Genomic DNA, 16,064 nt, shown 5'->3' on the forward strand with positions numbered 1-16,064 from the left:
TGCTGTCGAAAAAAGCTGTCTGGTTTCCGGGCTGTCCGGCGTGGCGTGGTCAGTCGTCGCTGAGCTGGACGTCGAGGAAGTCCTCGAGCGCGGCGATGACCGACCCGCCGACGTTGGCCTTCGTGGCACGGGCCTGCTCGACGGCCAGCACGTCCGCGTCGTCGATCTCCAGTTCCGCGGCGAGCTCCGACCGCTGGAGGCCGGCGTCCTGGCGGGCGCGCACGACGCGTTCGCCGTAATCGGAGACCAGGTACGGCAGCTGGTCGGTTTCGTAGTTCGTGCCGTCTTCCTCCCAGTGGCTGGAGTCCCCGCGTGTCACCGCGTCGAACTGTTGGGCCTGGTTTTCAACGGCGCGCTGCGTCCGGTCGGCGTCGGCGGCGTCTCCGTCGGCGTCGGCGGCTGCGCTCTCGTCGTGGCTCGCGCAGTCCGGGCAGACGGTGAGCTCCGCCCCGGCGACGTTTGCATCCTGCAACGAGTCGGCGGTCGACCCACAGAGCTCGCAGGCCTGCCCACCGCCCCCGCTGCCGGCGCCACCGGTCGAGTACTTCGGCATGCGTTGCCGTACGTGGGCGATGTTATTTTAATACCCGGTTTGTGACCAAGCCATACCTAAGTACGAGGAGGCGAAAGCCACCCGATATGCGCGGGGAGTTCGCCGATCACGTGTATCTCGCGGCGCTTCACAGCCCCGAGTTCACCGACGCGTTCGGCGCTGACTACACGACGGCCGTTGAACCGCCGCGGGTATCGTCGCTGGTGCGGTCGCTGTCCGACACGCACGCGTGGGCGACGCGGGAGACCAACGTGGTTGCCGACCTGGAGCGCGGTGATTACGTTGTCTTCCACCGCGAGTGGGGCGTGCGCGCTGTCGGCCAGGTGTGGTCGGTGAGCGTCGACAGCGACGACGTCGCACGGCACACGGCGCTCACCGATCCGGCGGGCGGATGGGGCGTGGTCACGCTCACGAACGTCCAGCCGGCCCTGGATCACGTGTCGCTGAAATCCCTGGGGATCGACGACGTGCGCACGTCGCGGTCGCTGTACCGGCTCAGCAACGACGACACGACCGCCGACCTGTCCGGGCGCTACAGGACGGCGGCGCGGTTCGTCGAGGAGCTCGTCGAGAACCCGCTGGCGTTCGACGTGCCACCGGGCGGAACGCCTCCTGACAGGCGGCCCGCGCCCCCGGGGCAGGCCGGCGGTGGCGTGTCACTGCTCGACACCCCCGTGGAAGCCCACTTGGACGCGCTCGACCGGGTGCGGGCGACGGCGTGGCGGGTGCTGGCGTTGGGGGTGGTCCTGCTCGCGGCGACGCTCGGCGTGGTCGAGCGGTATCGGGTGGCTCCCGAGGAGCCGTTCGCGTTCACGCCCGCCGTCTGGGTGGGCGTCGGCGCGCTGGCTGTCGGCGCGGCGCTCGCGACCGGCGTTGTGGTGCATGGCTCGCTTCGACCGCGCCCCGGGCTGCCGACGTTCACGCGCGAGCAGACGGGGGCCGTCGAGCGCGCGGGCGTGACGGACCGCGACAGCGACGCCGCCGGGCACGCGGCTGCGACCGCGGCGGCGTACTGCTCGCACATCCACGCCATCACTCGCCGCCTCGGAGCGGCAACCGGGACGGCGGCCGTCGGCGTCCTGGCGGGGGCGGTCTATCTCGCGTACGGGCTCGGCGCGCAGGTCACCACCGCCATTCGGCCGCTGTCCGTCGTTGCCTTTGTCGGGTTCCCGGCACTGATCGTGGCGGCGTTGGGGTACGCGTTCGCCGTCCACACCGACCACCGCCTGCGCTCCGTTTCCGTCGGCGAGCTGTCGGCGTCGCTGCCGGCGGTGCCACGGATGGGGGCAGCCGTCACCGCCCGCGTCCGCGCGCTCACACGCCGGCTGTTCGCGTTCGCCGAGCGCCACCGGTAGCCTGTGGCGGCGTGCGTTTCCCAGTGCACTGGAACCAGGGCGGGCCATTTATCCCAGTCTGTCGAATACCAATTCACCGATGAGCGCCAGCGAGGACATCGTGTTCACGTGCCCCCACTGCGGGGAGACCATGACGGTCAACCCCGCGATGCGGGACGCCCTCTTCTCGAACGGGTGTGTTGTCTGCGGGGCGGCCGTCGACGGCGATGCGTTCGCGCCGGCCGAGCAGTCGTGTACGTAACCCCTGCGCTGGCGTCGCCTGCGCGTGCAGCGCCGTTCGCGCGGCGCGGATGGCCAAATATAAAGATTCCCACCGGTAAGTGGAGGCACTGACCAATGGCCCTGGACCAACAGACCGAGCTGTCGCGGGCGGAGACGGACGCCGTGCTCGCCCGCAACGAAACCGGGGTGCTGTCGTTGGCGCGTGGCGACGAGCCGTACGCGATCCCGATCTCGTACGGTTACGACGCCGAGTCGCGAACCGTCTTCCTACGCCTGGTCTCGACGCCGGACAGCGAGAAGCGGGCGTTCCTCTCGTCGTCGCCGGCGGTGCGGCTGGTCGTCTCCGAGGAGTCGCCGCCCGAGTACCGGAGCGTCGTCGCTCAGGGGACGCTCACCGAGATCTCGACCGACGAGATGACCGTCGAACGCATCGAGCAGTTCGGGGACGCGAAACGCCCGCTGTTCGAAATTTGGGGGGCTGACAAGCCCGACCTCCGCATCCAGTTGTACGAGTGTGACGCCACCACGATCAGCGGCCGCTGCATCGAGTTGGATCACGCGGCATACGCCTAACGGCACCGCGTCTCCCGTGGATTCTTGTACCGGCACGCGCCTCGTACTCGTAGATGCCCGCTGGGATTCGTGTCACTGTGTCGTTCCCACGGCCACCGGTGTGTCCGATCGCGGTGCTCTCGGAGCGCGCAAACACCACGATCACGAACGTCTCGACGAGCATCGCGGCCGACGGCGCGCCGGTCACGGAGTTCTTGATCGACGCCGACGCGGTCCCCGACGATTACGACCGTGACCCCGTGTTCACGTACACCGACCGCCACCTGTATCGTGTTCGCCACGACGCCGAGGCGGCGTGTCCCTGTGTCTGCTTGGGCGCACACGACACGCCGGTGAACCGGTATCGGGCCCGCGACGGCGAGCTCCAGATCGTGTTTCACGGCCGCGAGTTCGACACCGTCCAGGCGATCGTCGGGGAGCTTCGCGCGGAGTTCGCCGACATCGACATCCAGCGCCTGGTCCGCGCACCCACGGGGACCGCCGCCCAGGACACCGCGTTCGTCGACCGCGGCCAGCTCACCGACCGCCAACTGGAGGTGTTGACGACCGCCTACGAGGCGGGCTACTTCGAGCGCCCCCGCGGCGCGACCGCGCAGGCGCTGGCCGACGACCTCGGGATCGCGCCGTCGACGTTCACCGAGCACCTGCTCGCCGCACAGCGCAAACTCCTGGGGGACGCCCTCGAAACCGACGGCACTTAAACCACCCCCGTTGTTGGGGGGTGCAATACCTCCCCGGGTAGGTATTCCGATGAGATACAATGAGTCAGTCGCAGCTGGCAGCACCATCCCGGACGGCCGACGACGACGACAGCGATATCACCGCGACCGGCGAGCTCATGCAGCGGATCCTCGACGCCTTCGACGACGCCGAATGCCGGCAGATCCTCGAATCCACCGACGATGCCGCGTTGACTGCCGGCGAGATCGCCGATGAATGTGATCTCCCGTCCTCGACCGCCTACCGCAAGATCGACCGCCTCACCGAGGCCGGACTGCTCTCGGAGACGCTCCGCATCCGCCGCTCGGGGAAACACGTCAGCGAGTACACCTGCACCGTCGACGACGTGACGCTCTCGGTCAGCCACAACGGCGTCGAAGCAACCCTCTCGTGTACGCCGACGGACGCCGGCACCGCCGGTCCCGCACAGCCGTTTGCGGACTGACTCACGGGCCAGGTTCTCCGAGGCGTGGCCGCCAGGAACGGCAGCCCCTGGGCTGTACGAATCGACGCCAGTAGGAAATTGTGCGTGGGTGATGTCCCGGGAGGGGAAATCACCGTGCATCGCAGCGCCACGTGGTGTGGCAGGCGGTGGGAACAACCCACCAGTGCGATGCGTGGGACCGGATTCGAACCGGCGAACCTCTACAGGACAGCGCCCTCAACGCTGCGCCTTTGACCTAGCTCGGCTACCCACGCTCGCGTACGGTTGCTGCTGCACTCAGTGGTACCCGCCCCCGAATTAAAACCCCTGCGATTCGCGCTCGGCGCGTGAGACCGCGACACGGAACCGATTTGGTGGGTTACGCGTAACCCATGGGCATGGCTGACGGATTCGTTCGGCGTCACGTCGCCGGGCTGGCGGCGGTCCTCGGCGTGGCCTCCATCGCGGTCGTCGTGGCTGCCGTCCGTGGGGTCATCCCGGCGGGCGTGCTCCCACAGGCACCGGCCTGGTTCATCGGCGCGATCCCGCCGCTGAACGCAGTGATCAGTGCGGCTGCCATCGGCACCATCCTCGCGGGGTGGCGCTGGATCCGGCGCGGCGACGTGGCCAAACACCGCGCGGCGATGGCGACGACGACCCTGCTGTTCGTGGCGTTCCTGGGGCTGTACCTCTACCGGCTCGTCGTCCACGGCACCACCGCGTTCCCGACGACGGGGGCGGTCTACACGTTCGTCTACCTGCCGGTGTTGATCATCCACATGGGGTTGGCGATCGCCTGCATCCCGCTGGTCTACTACGTGCTCTTGTTGGCTGGCACGCGCCCGGTCAGCGAGATCTACGACTCGAACCACGCGCGGGTGGGCCGCGTCGCCGCTTCCCTGTGGCTCGTGTCGTTCGCGCTCGGCATCGTCGTCTACCTCATGCTGTACGTGCTCTACTGACCGCTGCCCCGCTGTGCATCGCGGAACCCGTGGCGGTTCCTGGGGCTGGTGAGCGCGGTCAGTCGTCGCTGGACGGCGTGACTGTCGGGCGCTCGGCGTCCCGGTCGGTCGCCTCGCCGTCGACGTCGTATGGGTACGCGCCGGTCACACACCCCGCGCACATGTCGGCTTCGCTCTTCCCGATGGCCGCCGTGACCGCGGACAGCGGGAGATACGACAGCGAGTCCGCGCCGATCTCCGCCGCGATCTCGTCGGCCGTCCGGTCGGCGGCGATGAGTTCCTCGCGGGTCGCCATGTCGATGCCGAAGTAACACGGGGCCTGTATCTGGGGGGCGCCGATGCGCACGTGGACCTCGGTTGCGCCCGCGTCCCGGACCAGATCAACGAGCTGGCTGCTGGTCGTGCCCCGTACGATGGAGTCGTCGATGATCGTGACCGACTGCCCCTCGACGGTGGACTTGATGGGGTTGAGCTTGAGCCGGACGGCGCGCTCGCGGGCCTCCTGGGTGGGCATGATGAACGTGCGGCCGACGTACCGGTTTTTCATCAACCCCTCGGCGAACTCCACGTCGCTCCCGTCTTCGGTGGCGGCGTCGGCGTAGCCGGACGCGAACGCCCGCCCGGAGTCGGGGACGGGCACCACGACATCGCTTTCGACGCCGGTCTCGTGCCACAGTTGGCGGCCGAGGTTGCGCCGGACCTCGTAGACGAGTTCGTCGTCGATGACCGAATCCGGGCGCGCGAAATACACGTACTCGAAAAAGCAGTGGGCAGTGGTGTCGCGGTCGACGAGCTGGTGGGCGGAAAACCCCGTGCCGTCGTCGTCGAGGACGATCGCCTCGCCGGGACGGACGTCACGGACGACATCGCCGCCGATGGTGTCGATCGCGGCGGACTCGCTGGCGATGACGTAGCCGTCCTCGACGGTCCCCAGCACCAGCGGGCGGTTCCCCCGTGGGTCCCGGACGCCCAACACGGTGTCGTCGTGCATGATGGTCAGCGAGTACGACCCGTGGATGCGCTCCATGGTCCGCTCGACGGCGTCCACGAGGTCGGCGTCGAGGAGGTTGCGCGCGAGGTCGTGGGCGATGACCTCGGTGTCGCCGTCGCTGGTGAACGCGTGCCCGCTTGCCGCGAGGTCCGCGCGCAACTCGTCGGCGTTGACGAGGTTGCCGTTGTGGCTCAGGCCGAGCGCACCGCCCTTGAACGACACCGAGAACGGCTGCGCGCAGGACTTGTCGACGCTCCCCGCGGTCGGATAGCGAACGTGGCCGATGGCGGCCGAACCGTGCAGCGCGTCGATGTCGGCTTCGTCGAAGGCGTCACCCACCAGCCCCATGCCGACGTGTTGGTGTTGCTGGAAGCCGTCGTGGGCGACGATGCCCGCCGACTCCTGGCCGCGGTGCTGGAGGGCGTACAGCGCGTAGTACGTCGGAAGCGCGGCGTCACGGGCCGACAGTGAGGCACCGACGACCCCACATTTCTCGGTTGGATGGTCACTCATGGGTCCGTCCGCGGGGCCGCCTGACATACCTCCCGCTTGCGGACACCATAGGGTAAACCTTCCGCAACCGTGTCGAATACACGCCCCGATAGCCGTGAAGTATGCACAACACTGCAGTGAGGGGTGTGTTCAGCACCCATGGCCGGGGGTAAAGACGGACGACTCGGCGAACCGGGCGCGATCACGGACCAGTGGCTGTCCGGACCGGAACGAAACGCGGAGAAAGAACTGCTTAGTTGTCGCCGGTCTTGCCCTGCCACTCGTAATCCCGGCGCTTGGCGGAAGCACCGAAGCCGCAGGAACTGCAGACCTTCTTCTTCGTGTGGTAGGACTTCTCACCGCAGCGTCGGCACTTCGTGTGCGTCGTGGTGTTCTTCTTCCCCTGGCTCGGGGTTCCTGCGCCAGTCATGGTTTGATGGTGACGACGTTATCGCCACGGATAATCGTTGTGTCTTCGCCCTCAATGACGACGTTCATGTGCTGGTCGTAGCCCGTCAGCACGCCGGTGAACTCGTCGCCGTCCTTCAGGCGGACGGTGACGGTTTCTTCGAGTGACTCCTCCAGCACATCCAGTGGTCGGCCGCTCATGTACCTACCGCCGGTGGTGGCATCCATAAGCGTACCGGACCGCTCCCGCCCGACGCTCAGACCGAGACCCCAAACGAGTCCCGGTCCCCGGCGTGGGCGGCGAACGCCGCGAGCACGTCCGCCCCCGCAGCGAGGTCCGCCAGATCAACGACCTCCGCCGGCGTATGCATATACCGGTTCGGGATCCCCAGGTCGGCGGTCGGCACCCCGCCACCCGCCGTCCCGAACGCGTCGGCGTCCGTGCCAGTCGAGATCCGGTGGGCGGCGACCTGCAGCGACGCCCCGGCGTCGGCTGCGGCGTCACGAAGCGCGGACACCACCACGGGGTGGTTCGTGCCGCCGCGCATCACCACGGGGCCGTCGCCGAGCGCGACCGTGCTCGCGCGCTCGGCCGGATACATCGGATCGTCGGCGGCGTGGGTCACGTCGGCGGCGACCACGGCGTCCACGTCGAGGTCGAACCCAACCATCCGTGCGCCGCGGGTGCCGATCTCCTCGTGGACCGTGCTCACTGCGTACACCGTCGCGTCGACGTCGCGTTCGACGGCGCGCCGGAACCCCTCGGCGGCCACCCACAGCCCGGTGCGGTTGTCGAGGCTGCGCGCGTTCAGCCGGCCGCCGGCCAGCTCCCGGGGCTCGGAGACGAGCACCCCCGGATCGCCCACGGACACACGGTCACGAGCGTCGTCGCCGTCCGCCGCCCCGATGTCGACGTACTGCTCGGTCACCGACGGCGCGGCGCCGTCCTCGCTGTGGTCCCGCAGATGAACCGCCGCCTGCCCGATGACCCCGTTGACGGGGCCGTCGTCGGTCTCGATCCGGACCTGGCTGCCCCGCGTCACGGACGCATCCAGCCCGCCGATCGGGGCGATCCGAACGAACCCCCCCTCGGTGATCTCGGCCACCGCGAACCCGATCTCGTCGGCGTGCCCGGTGAACGCCACCGCGGGCGCGCCGCCCTCGGCGACGGCCACGGCGTTCCCGTAGGCGTCCGTCTCCACGCGGTCGGCGTACTGCGAGACGTACTCCACCCACACGCGCTGTGCGGCCGCCTCATGGCCGGTCGGGCTGTGGACTGCGAGCAACTCATCCAGGAACGTGCGACGCGCATCGTCCATACGCGTTCTCCCGTCGCCCACCCGATCAATCCTCCGCATCCAGCACCACCAACAGCTAAATGCGCGCTCGCTGAACACCACCGCATGGGACTGCTTGAAGTCCACTTCCACGATTCGGAGTTCACTGCCGCCCCCAGCATGCGGACTGGTGACAGCGACACCGACGGCGACGAGACCGATCAGACGCCGCCGGCTGACGCGGACTGTGGCGGCGGCTGTGGCGGCCGCGGCGTCGCCGTTGCGGTCGGCGTCCTGGTCGTCTTGGGCCTGCTCGCGGGCCTGCGCCGGCGGCGTGACGCGGCGTAACCTCGCGCCCTCCAGAAGAGATTTGCGTTCAGACGCCCGAACTGCGGTATGTCGATCTTCGAAAGCGCGCGCGCCGTCGTGAGCGCCGACGGCGGTGGCGCTATCGACTGGGATAGCGTCGCCGACGCCGCAACCAGTGCCACGCCGCCGGGCGAACTCGCGCTGGGCGAGGACACCGCCGACGCGTACGCGGCCGACGTGCGGGACGCACGCGCCCGCATCCGCTCGGTGTCCGGGCTGTCCTTCGACGTGCCGGAGACGGTTGCGCTCCACACCCGCCACCACTGGGTGGACGCCAACGTGGCGACGTTCCGGCGCGCGTTCGAACCGATGAACCAACAGCCCTCGCGGCTCCCCGGTGTCGCCCGCACACTCAACACGGCCACCACCGCAGGCGCGCTGGTGTTCATCGCCCGCAACGTCCTGGGCCAGTACGACCCGCTGTTGCTCGCCGACGCCAGCGACGCCCACGCGCTGTACTTCGTGCACCCCAACATCGTCGCCGTCGCCGACAGCCTCGGCGTTCAGTTCCCGCGGTTCCGGCGGTGGATCGCGTTCCACGAGGTCACACACGCCGCCGAGTTCGGCGCGGCGGGGTGGCTGTCGGACTACCTCGAAACCCGCCTCCGGACCGGCGTCGACGCGCTCGCCGACGGCACCATCGACACCGCGGCGTTCGAGGAACTGCAGGTCGCGATGACCGCCGTCGAGGGGTACGCCGAACTCCTCATGGACGAGGCTTTCGACGGCGAGTACGACGACCTCCGGCGGAAACTCGACGCGCGCCGCGGCCAGCGCAGCCCGATTGGGGCGGTGGCTACGCGGCTGCTTGGCCTCCACCGCAAGCGCGAGCAGTACGAACGCGGTCGGGAGTTCTTCGCGCACGTCGCCGGGGAGCGCGGGCTCGCGGGCGCGTCGCGGGTCTGGGACGACCCCGAGTATCTGCCGACCGACGACGAGCTGGACGTGCCGCCGCGGTGGCTCGCCCGCGTCCCCGCCTGACTACTGGAACCCGCGGCCGACGCGGTCCGCATCAACGAGGTCGTCGAGCTCGCTGTCGAGCAACTCGTCGGCGTCGGGGAACTCCTCGGCCAGCCCCTCGACGGGATCCGGGCGGTCGTAGGGGTCGTACTCCATGGGTCCGAACGCCGGGCTGTCGAGGGCGTCCATCACGTCATCGAAGAACGCGTCCGGGGTCGTCGGGGCGTCGGCGTGGGCCTGCACGACTTGCTCCAGTTCGCTGGCTTTCGTCTCGGCGTCGTCCTCGTCGGCGACCGGCTGCTGGACCGCGAACCGGCCGTCGGCGTCGTCGCCGGTGGGCAGGAAGTCGGCCAGCCCGTCGTCGACCTTGCGGGCGATCTGGGTGCCGACGCCGCGCACCTCGTAGGGGTTTTTCGCGTACGTCTTGAGGTGAAAGACGCCCGCCGCGGGGTGGCCGAGGTAGAGGTCCTCGCCGACCCCGGACGCCCGGTCGCCGGCGACCGCCCGCCAGTCGTCCGGGTCGCCAGACGATCCAACAACGTCTTCGACGATGTCGTCCCAGTCCCGTACGCGCATGTCACCACGTGGTTGTGGCGTGGTGGACTTCAACCCTGTCCTCGCAGCCGTCCCACCGGAGAGCGACACCGTTATTCGCCGGCCGCCCCACCCGTCGTGCGTGAACATTCGGGGCGTCGTCACCGATGTCGACACACCCGCGTCGGTGGACACGCAGCACGGCGGCCGGGACGTAGTGACGGTGCGGGTGCGGCCCGATCCCGGGGCCGAGCCGGTGCCCGTGTCCTTGTGGGGGAAGTGGACGGAGACGGCCACCTACCTCGACGCGGGCATGGAGCTTGCGGTGCACGACGCCACCGAGGACGGGGCGGGGTACGCAACCGCGGCGTCGTCGTGGGTGGTCGTCGAACCGGAGTTCGTCGTGGACGTGACCGACATCCGGTCGTTCGTGCAGTGCCCGCGGCTCTACTACTTGAACAAGCTCTCCGGGCTGCCGTTGAAGTATCCGGTGACGAAAGGAACGATCGTCCACGAGGTGTTCGGGGATCTGCTTCGGGGCCGCGATCTGGAGGCGTCGGTCGCCCAACGGGTCGACGAAGCCGGCCTGGAACTCGGGCTGCTGGGTCGGAGCCGCGCGGAAGTCGAGGCCGACGTGCGGGACAACGCCAGCGCCATCGAGGGCTGGCTCCAGCAGGGCCGGCTGACCGACGAGGACGAGTGGCGCTCGGAGTACACGCTGGTTTCCGAGCGCTTCGGCATCAAAGGCCGGTGTGACGCCATCCGGCGCGGGATGCCCGTGGAGCTGAAAACGGGGAAGAACACGAACCGCGAGCCCCGATTCCACGACAAAGTGCAGGCGGCCTGTTACGCGCTGATGTTGGACGAGCACGGCGTCCCCGCGGACACGGGGACGCTGCTGTACACGAAGAACGCGGCCGTCGACCGCAGCGAGGCGTCCGGCGACCTCTCGCCCGCCAAGGAGTTCTCCATCGGCCGGGGGTTCCTGGAGTTCGTCGTGCGGGAGCGCAACCACCTCGCCGCCCTCGAAGCGAGCGACGGCCCGCCGACGGGCTACGAGGCCGACGCCAAATGCGACTACTGCTTCGAGCAGGACACCTGCATGGTGGTCTCGGGCCGCCTCGATCAGGAGTCCAAGGCCGGCCGGATCGGCGATCCGGTGCCCGCCGAGGAGCGCGCGTACTTCGACGAGCTGTACGACGCCATCGAGGCCGAGCGCGGCGCGATCCACGACGAATACCGCAAGCTCTGGGAGCAGTCCCCCGACGAGCGCGCGGCGGACGACCGCGCCGTCGTCGGCCTCAGCCCGGCCGAGCAGACGGAGCTTCCGGACGGCCGCTGGCGGCTGACCGCCACCCGCCCCGGCAGCGCCGCCTCGAAGATCCGGGAGGGCGACCGCGTGCTCGCCTCGGACGGCGACCCCGTGGCGGGGCGCGCGGAGATGGCGCGCGTCGAGCGATTGGACGCCGACCGCGTCGAGGTCACCACCGACGAACCCGTCTCGCTCTGCCGGCTAGACGTCTACCCCTCGGAGCTCTCCGTCGACCGGATGCTGACCGCGCTCCACGACGCCGTGCTGAAAAGCGACCAGCGCCGCACGGACCTCTTATTCGACCGGGCCAGCCCCCGTTTCGAAGGCGGAGACCACGACCTGATCCCGAACAACGACGCCCAGAACGCGGCCGTGAACCGCGCGCTGAACGCCGAGGACTTCGCGCTCGTCCACGGGCCGCCCGGCACGGGGAAGACGTACACCATCGCCACCCTGGTGCAGGCGTTCGTGGCGCGCGGCGACCGCGTGCTCGTCTCGGCGTTCACGAACCGCGCGGTGGACAACGCCCTCGACGCGCTCCGCCAGCAGGGCCACGAGGACATCGTGCGGGTCGGCACGGAAACCGGCGTTCGGGCGGACATGCAGGACCTCCGGCTGGATCGGTCCGGTGACCCCGGCGAGCGCGCGGCCGCCCTGCGGTCGGCGCCCGTCGTCGCCGCCACCACGGCCACGTGTGGCTCCCGCATCCTCCGGGAGTTGGAGTTCGACGTGGTGCTCGTCGACGAGGCCAGCCAGCTCACCGAGCCGGACACGCTGGCCGCGATCAACCGGGGCGCGCGGTTCGTGCTCGTCGGCGACCACGAGCAGCTCCCGCCGGTGGTGCGTTCCGGCGGCCGGCTCTCGAAATCCCTCTTCGAACGCCTCCACGAGACGTACCCGGAGGCGTCGGTGATGCTCGACCAGCAGTACCGGATGAGCCAGCGCATTCAGGCGTTCTCCAGCCGCGAGTTCTACGACGGCCAGCTGCGGCCGGCATCGAGCGAGGTTGCTGGCCAGCGGCTCACCGATGTTGGGGTCGACCCCGGTGGTGCCGTCCACGGCGGGGTCACGTTCTACGACGTGCCCGGCACGGACGACGCCCACGTCGACCCCGCGGAAGCCGATCGTGTCGCAGACGTCGTCACCGCGTACGTCGACGCCGGGCTGGATCCCGGTGAGATCGGCGTCATCGCGCCGTTCCGCGCACAAGTCGCGGAGATCGGGCGGCGCACCCCGGCGGGCGTCGCCGTCGACACCGTCGACCGCTTCCAGGGCTCCTCGAAGGAGGTCATCGTCGTCTCGTTCGTCGCCCGCGGCACGCTTGAGGGCCCCATCTTCGAGGACCACCGGCGGGTGAACGTCGCGCTCTCCCGCGCGAAAAAGAGCCTCGTGCTCGTCGGCGACGAGCGGGCGCTGCGCTCGGAGCCGCTGTACGACCGCATGATCGACTGGGCGGACATGGAGTGACGCCGCCGACTCCCGAACGCTTACCTCGCTTGCTGTCCCCGGGTTGGGCATGCAACTGACGTTTCTCGGCACTGGGTCTGCGATGCCCACCGGCCAGCGGATGCAGACCGGACTGCTGGTCGAAGACGGCGACAGCCGACTGCTCGTGGACTGCGGCAGCGGCGTCCTGCACACCCTGGCCCGCACCGACGTGGGCTACGAGGGCGTCGACACCGTCCTGCTCTCGCATCACCACCTCGACCACGTCAGCGACCTGCTCGCGCTGCTGAAGGCGCGCTGGCTCGCCGGCGAGGAGACGCTGACCGTCGTCGGCCCGGCGGGCACCGACGCGCTCGTGACGGACCTGCTGGGCGTCCACGACTACCTCCAGGGGCGTGTCGACGTGACCCTGCGCGAGGTCGATGTCGGCAGCGTCGGGGTTGCGGGCTTCGACGTGACGGCCATCGAAACGGAACACTCGATGCCCGGGCTCGCCTACCGGTTCGGCGGCGACGATGGCGACCTCGTGTTCAGCGCCGACACCGAGGCGTTCGACGGAATGGGGGCGTTCGCTGACGGCGCGTCGGTGCTCGTCCACGACTGCTCGTTCCCTGACGAAGTCGACGTGTCCAACCACCCGACACCCACGCAGCTGGGCGCGTCGCTGGCCGGCGTCGACGTCGACGACCTCTATCTCACCCACCTCTACCCGCACACCAACGGCGAACACGACGCGATGACGGCGTCGATCCACGAGGCTGGCTTCGACGGCGAAGTCCATATCGCCCGCGACGGTCTCGGCGTCGAGCTCTAGCTGAGCTTGCCGACCGTCTCGCGGACCTCCTCGACGGTCCGGACCTGCTGATCGGTCGCGTCGGCGATGTCATCGAGGGCGGCCGCGATCTCGCCCGCGCGGTCGTCGACATCGTCGACCATCTCGGCGACCTCCTCGGTGCTCACCGCCTGTTCGTCGGTCGCCGTCGACACCTCCTGCATCCCGCTTGCGGCGTCCTCGACGGCGTCGGTGATCTCCTGGAGGGTCTCCATCGCCTCCTCGACGCGCTCGACGCCCTCGCCGATGCGCTGGTTGACCTCGTCCAACTGGTCGACCGTCTCCTCGGTCTCCGCCTGCATCTGCTCGACGAGCTCCTCGACGCGCGTGGACTGCTCGCGGGACTCCTCGGCGAGGGCCTTGACCTCGTCGGCGACGACCGCAAACCCCTCGCCCGCCTCCCCGGCGCGGGCGGCCTCGATGGACGCGTTCAGCGCCAGCATGTTCGTCTGCTCGGCGATGTCGTCGATCACGCCGGTCACTGATTCGACGTCGGCGGCGCGCTCGCGCAGCTGTTCGACGCCCGCGGTGACGCCGTCGGTCGCCTCGTCGATGTCGGTCATCGTGGCGAGCGCGTCGTCGGCGGCCGCCTCGCCCTGCTGGGCCAGCGCCTCGGCGTCCTCGCTGGTCCGGCGGACGTCGTCGGCCGTCGAGGCGACCTCCTCGACGCTCGCGGACACGCTGGATATCTCACGGCTGACGTCAGCCATGCGGTCGACCTGGTCGTCGGTCGCGGCCCGCATCGTGTCCGTGCGCTCGGCGACGTCCTGCGAGGTCGCCTCCAGCGAGGACAGCGGTGCTTCCACGTCGCTGGCGACCGCGTTCGCCAACTCCTGGCGGCTGTCGATCTCGTCGTGGAGGCGCTGGGCGTACGAGTCGATGTAGGTGTCCATTGCGATCTGCTGATCGAAGGTCAACAGCTTCAACATCGGCAGGAACCGGGCCACGAGTTCGTCGACGGCGGCGGCCGCCTCCTCGCCGCGGTCGGCGACCACGTCGTCGGCAAGCGCGTCCAACAGCCCCGTGTAGTATCGCGTGTACGCGCCCAGATAGACGTCCGGTCCGAGCCCGAGCACGTCGTGTATCTTCCCGATACGGGCGCGCTGGGCGGCGTACTCGGTGTCGTACTCGCCGCGCCCGAGGCCCAGCAAGTACTCGGCCTGCGTCTCTTTGAGTTGCTCGACGGTCTTCGTGGAGTTCGCGAAGAGGTCCTGTGTGCGCTCGTAGGACTCCAAGTGGTCGTAGAAGTCGGTCACCAGCGCGTCCGCGGTGGCTTCGAACAGCGGCTGTTCGGCGGCGAGCGCGGCCATCGTGTCGTCGTCGATCCCGGTGAACGACAGCCGCCACGCGATCTCCGCCTCGTCGAGGCCGATCCGGTCCGCGAGTGCGTGCCCGTCGATCCCGTTCCGAACGTCGGCGGTCACGAGAGTGTCATTATCGTTGCTCATTTTCCCCAAGAATGCCGGACGCGCTTTTTAACTCTTTTCTCTGCGTGTGAATTATCGGCGTCAGTCGAGCCGATACCGCAAGACGGCACCGATCCCGCCGAGGTTCCGGAGCTGCTCGCCGGGCGCGAACTCGTGGCTGAACACGGTCACGCTCCCGCCCTGCTGTTCGACGGTCCTGACGAGGTCGTTGACATCGACATCCACCCAGTCGCCCTCGCCGGCGCGCTCCAGTCGCAGGCGCTCATCGAGGATCAGCAGGTCCTCGACCGCGCCGAACTCCACGGCTTTCTGGACCTCGTCGATGCCGTAGGCGGCCTTCCCGTCGGTCGCCATCTGCGTGGTAAGCTCGTCGATGAGCTCGGACTCCTCGGCGATGCGGGTCTCCTCCTGGACGTCCTCGACGGCACCGCGCTTGAGGACTTCGTGGACGCCACGACCGCCGACCGCGCTCGTGTCCACCATCGTGATTGTCTCCTGGAGATCGGGGTACTCCTCGGTGATGTGATCGAGGGCGTCCTGCTTGGTGAACCCGGGGCCGGCGAGGATGATGGCGTCGGCCTGCATGCGCGCCAGCGCGTCCGCGAGCGTCCCGAACAGCTCGTCGCGGCCGCGGTCGTTCTGCTCGCCTTTCCCCGTGGTCGCCGTGAACGACCCCTGCTCGTCGACGCCGTACTGCTGGACGACGTGGATGTGCGCCTCCCCCTCCTCGACGGTGGCGATGGCGACATCCGGCTGATCGGTGGCCTCGACGGCCTCGTTGAGGCGGTTCAACTGATCGGGCTGCCAGTGCTTCTCGACCTCCAGTTCCTCGCGCTCCGCGACGTTCAGCGTGTGATGCAGGCCGAGTTGGTCCTCCCGCGAGCAGTCCTCGATGGTGCCGGAGACCCGCAGCCGGTTCGAGAACTTGTGGAACTCCACGTCCCCGACGTCGATGGTGACGAACATGTGCTCGCGCTCGCCGCCCGTGTCCCGCATCTGGTCGTCGTTGCGCTGGATGCGGCGGTGGGTGTCCCCGGCCACGAAATCCCCGGGTTCCAGGACGTACGCGAGGTGCCAGAGGTCGTCGAGGCTCTCCGGAACGAGCGTGATGCGCTCGCGGCCCCCCTCGACCGTGTGGCGGTCCTTCAGTTGCATGGTCGCCCACAGGACCCCCACGAGAAAAGGCTCACTCCTTTGCGGTCACCCC

General features: G+C 69.1%; 18 protein-coding genes and 1 tRNA gene. 10 read left to right on the plus strand and 9 right to left on the minus strand.

The window, feature by feature from the left end:
• Nucleotides 1-49: 49 nt before the first annotated feature.
• Nucleotides 50-553, minus strand: coding sequence for a helix-turn-helix domain-containing protein (locus tag APQ99_RS00075; RefSeq protein WP_010903083.1), 504 nt, complete (start codon nucleotides 551-553; stop codon nucleotides 50-52).
• An 86-nt stretch (nucleotides 554-639) separates the two neighbouring features.
• Here APQ99_RS00075 and APQ99_RS00080 point away from each other — a divergent pair, with 86 nt between their 5' ends.
• From APQ99_RS00080 to APQ99_RS00095, 5 genes are all read left to right on the plus strand, one after another.
• On the plus strand, nucleotides 640-1,908 hold the full coding sequence (locus APQ99_RS00080; RefSeq protein WP_010903084.1) for a hypothetical protein: 1,269 nt from the start codon (nucleotides 640-642) through the stop codon (nucleotides 1,906-1,908).
• Between the two features lie 79 nt (nucleotides 1,909-1,987).
• Nucleotides 1,988-2,149, plus strand: coding sequence for a DUF7560 family zinc ribbon protein (locus tag APQ99_RS12460; RefSeq protein WP_010903085.1), 162 nt, complete (start codon nucleotides 1,988-1,990; stop codon nucleotides 2,147-2,149).
• Between the two features lie 95 nt (nucleotides 2,150-2,244).
• A complete protein-coding gene (locus APQ99_RS00085; RefSeq protein ID WP_010903086.1) occupies nucleotides 2,245-2,703 on the plus strand; it encodes a pyridoxamine 5'-phosphate oxidase family protein in 459 nt (152 codons plus the stop codon).
• A 53-nt stretch (nucleotides 2,704-2,756) separates the two neighbouring features.
• Nucleotides 2,757-3,404, plus strand: coding sequence for a DNA-binding protein (locus tag APQ99_RS00090; RefSeq protein WP_010903087.1), 648 nt, complete (start codon nucleotides 2,757-2,759; stop codon nucleotides 3,402-3,404).
• 59 nt (nucleotides 3,405-3,463) lie between these two features.
• On the plus strand, nucleotides 3,464-3,868 hold the full coding sequence (locus APQ99_RS00095; protein ID WP_010903088.1) for a winged helix-turn-helix domain-containing protein: 405 nt from the start codon (nucleotides 3,464-3,466) through the stop codon (nucleotides 3,866-3,868).
• A gap of 169 nt (nucleotides 3,869-4,037) precedes the next feature.
• Here the strand turns inward: APQ99_RS00095 and APQ99_RS00100 are convergent.
• Nucleotides 4,038-4,122: transfer RNA gene (locus APQ99_RS00100), tRNA-Leu, on the minus strand.
• Nucleotides 4,123-4,239: 117 nt separating this feature from the next.
• Here APQ99_RS00100 and APQ99_RS00105 point away from each other — a divergent pair.
• The gene (locus APQ99_RS00105; RefSeq protein WP_010903089.1) at nucleotides 4,240-4,809 is read left to right on the plus strand and encodes a DUF420 domain-containing protein; all 570 of its coding nucleotides are present in this window, start codon (nucleotides 4,240-4,242) and stop codon (nucleotides 4,807-4,809) included.
• A gap of 58 nt (nucleotides 4,810-4,867) precedes the next feature.
• On the opposite strand, the gene purF is transcribed toward APQ99_RS00105, so the two are convergent.
• The 4 genes from purF to APQ99_RS00125 all read right to left on the minus strand — a co-directional run bounded on the left by purF (nucleotide 4,868) and on the right by APQ99_RS00125 (nucleotide 8,019).
• Complete coding sequence (purF, locus tag APQ99_RS00110) at nucleotides 4,868-6,340, minus strand: amidophosphoribosyltransferase (RefSeq protein ID WP_010903090.1); 1,473 nt, start codon at nucleotides 6,338-6,340, stop codon at nucleotides 4,868-4,870.
• A 205-nt stretch (nucleotides 6,341-6,545) separates the two neighbouring features.
• Nucleotides 6,546-6,722 (minus strand): 50S ribosomal protein L37e, encoded by a 177-nt coding sequence (locus tag APQ99_RS00115; protein ID WP_010903091.1) that lies wholly within the window; start codon nucleotides 6,720-6,722, stop codon nucleotides 6,546-6,548.
• On the minus strand, nucleotides 6,719-6,901 hold the full coding sequence (locus tag APQ99_RS00120; protein ID WP_012289341.1) for an LSM domain-containing protein: 183 nt from the start codon (nucleotides 6,899-6,901) through the stop codon (nucleotides 6,719-6,721). The genes APQ99_RS00115 and APQ99_RS00120 overlap by 4 nt, the downstream gene beginning before the upstream one ends.
• A 56-nt stretch (nucleotides 6,902-6,957) precedes the next feature.
• Entirely contained in the window at nucleotides 6,958-8,019 is a 1,062-nt protein-coding gene (locus APQ99_RS00125; protein ID WP_010903093.1) for a M20/M25/M40 family metallo-hydrolase, read from the minus strand.
• Between the two features lie 84 nt (nucleotides 8,020-8,103).
• On the opposite strand from APQ99_RS00125, the gene APQ99_RS00130 reads away from it, so the two are divergent.
• Both APQ99_RS00130 and APQ99_RS00135 read left to right on the plus strand, forming a co-directional pair.
• Nucleotides 8,104-8,325, plus strand: a complete 222-nt coding sequence (locus APQ99_RS00130; protein WP_049892511.1) for a hypothetical protein — start codon at nucleotides 8,104-8,106, stop codon at nucleotides 8,323-8,325.
• Nucleotides 8,326-8,373: 48 nt separating this feature from the next.
• A complete protein-coding gene (locus APQ99_RS00135) occupies nucleotides 8,374-9,327 on the plus strand; it encodes a zinc-dependent metalloprotease (RefSeq protein ID WP_010903094.1) in 954 nt (317 codons plus the stop codon).
• Here APQ99_RS00135 and APQ99_RS00140 read toward each other — a convergent pair whose 3' ends face one another.
• Complete coding sequence (locus APQ99_RS00140; protein ID WP_012289342.1) at nucleotides 9,328-9,882, minus strand: hypothetical protein; 555 nt, start codon at nucleotides 9,880-9,882, stop codon at nucleotides 9,328-9,330.
• Between the two features lie 100 nt (nucleotides 9,883-9,982).
• Between APQ99_RS00140 and APQ99_RS00145 the strand changes: the two genes are divergently transcribed.
• Together APQ99_RS00145 and APQ99_RS00150 are read left to right on the plus strand one after the other, a co-directional pair.
• Nucleotides 9,983-12,619 carry a DEAD/DEAH box helicase gene (locus APQ99_RS00145; protein WP_012289343.1) on the plus strand — a complete coding sequence of 879 codons (2,637 nt, stop codon included), beginning with the start codon at nucleotides 9,983-9,985 and terminating at the stop codon, nucleotides 12,617-12,619.
• Between the two features lie 49 nt (nucleotides 12,620-12,668).
• Nucleotides 12,669-13,412, plus strand: coding sequence for an MBL fold metallo-hydrolase (locus tag APQ99_RS00150; protein ID WP_010903097.1), 744 nt, complete (start codon nucleotides 12,669-12,671; stop codon nucleotides 13,410-13,412).
• Here APQ99_RS00150 and hemAT read toward each other — a convergent pair.
• Both hemAT and APQ99_RS00160 read right to left on the minus strand, forming a co-directional pair.
• Nucleotides 13,409-14,878 (minus strand): heme-containing aerotactic transducer HemAT, encoded by a 1,470-nt coding sequence (gene hemAT / locus APQ99_RS00155; protein ID WP_010903098.1) that lies wholly within the window; start codon nucleotides 14,876-14,878, stop codon nucleotides 13,409-13,411. The two genes, APQ99_RS00150 and hemAT, sit on opposite strands and share 4 nt — an antisense overlap.
• Before the next feature lie 60 nt (nucleotides 14,879-14,938).
• Nucleotides 14,939-16,012 carry an mRNA surveillance protein pelota gene (locus tag APQ99_RS00160; protein WP_010903099.1) on the minus strand — a complete coding sequence of 358 codons (1,074 nt, stop codon included), beginning with the start codon at nucleotides 16,010-16,012 and terminating at the stop codon, nucleotides 14,939-14,941.
• Nucleotides 16,013-16,064: the final 52 nt, after the last annotated feature.

Origin of the sequence: Halobacterium salinarum DSM 3754, from assembly GCF_008124605.1 — an archaeon.
Taxonomy (GTDB): Archaea; Halobacteriota; Halobacteria; order Halobacteriales; family Halobacteriaceae; genus Halobacterium; species Halobacterium salinarum.

Coding starts and splice junctions, on each gene's coding strand:
- purF (WP_010903090.1), bottom strand. CDS start 6,340: ATGTCAGGCGGCCCCGCGGACGGACCCATGAGTGACCATCCAACCGAG.
- APQ99_RS00160 (WP_010903099.1), bottom strand. CDS start 16,012: ATGCAACTGAAGGACCGCCACACGGTCGAGGGGGGCCGCGAGCGCATC.
- APQ99_RS00125 (WP_010903093.1), bottom strand. CDS start 8,019: ATGGACGATGCGCGTCGCACGTTCCTGGATGAGTTGCTCGCAGTCCAC.
- APQ99_RS00095 (WP_010903088.1), top strand. CDS start 3,464: ATGAGTCAGTCGCAGCTGGCAGCACCATCCCGGACGGCCGACGACGAC.
- APQ99_RS00080 (WP_010903084.1), top strand. CDS start 640: ATGCGCGGGGAGTTCGCCGATCACGTGTATCTCGCGGCGCTTCACAGC.
- hemAT (WP_010903098.1), bottom strand. CDS start 14,878: ATGAGCAACGATAATGACACTCTCGTGACCGCCGACGTTCGGAACGGG.
- APQ99_RS00105 (WP_010903089.1), top strand. CDS start 4,240: ATGGGCATGGCTGACGGATTCGTTCGGCGTCACGTCGCCGGGCTGGCG.
- APQ99_RS00120 (WP_012289341.1), bottom strand. CDS start 6,901: ATGAGCGGCCGACCACTGGATGTGCTGGAGGAGTCACTCGAAGAAACC.
- APQ99_RS12460 (WP_010903085.1), top strand. CDS start 1,988: ATGAGCGCCAGCGAGGACATCGTGTTCACGTGCCCCCACTGCGGGGAG.
- APQ99_RS00140 (WP_012289342.1), bottom strand. CDS start 9,882: ATGCGCGTACGGGACTGGGACGACATCGTCGAAGACGTTGTTGGATCG.
- APQ99_RS00130 (WP_049892511.1), top strand. CDS start 8,104: ATGGGACTGCTTGAAGTCCACTTCCACGATTCGGAGTTCACTGCCGCC.
- APQ99_RS00150 (WP_010903097.1), top strand. CDS start 12,669: ATGCAACTGACGTTTCTCGGCACTGGGTCTGCGATGCCCACCGGCCAG.
- APQ99_RS00135 (WP_010903094.1), top strand. CDS start 8,374: ATGTCGATCTTCGAAAGCGCGCGCGCCGTCGTGAGCGCCGACGGCGGT.
- APQ99_RS00115 (WP_010903091.1), bottom strand. CDS start 6,722: ATGACTGGCGCAGGAACCCCGAGCCAGGGGAAGAAGAACACCACGACG.
- APQ99_RS00090 (WP_010903087.1), top strand. CDS start 2,757: ATGCCCGCTGGGATTCGTGTCACTGTGTCGTTCCCACGGCCACCGGTG.
- APQ99_RS00075 (WP_010903083.1), bottom strand. CDS start 553: ATGCCGAAGTACTCGACCGGTGGCGCCGGCAGCGGGGGCGGTGGGCAG.
- APQ99_RS00085 (WP_010903086.1), top strand. CDS start 2,245: ATGGCCCTGGACCAACAGACCGAGCTGTCGCGGGCGGAGACGGACGCC.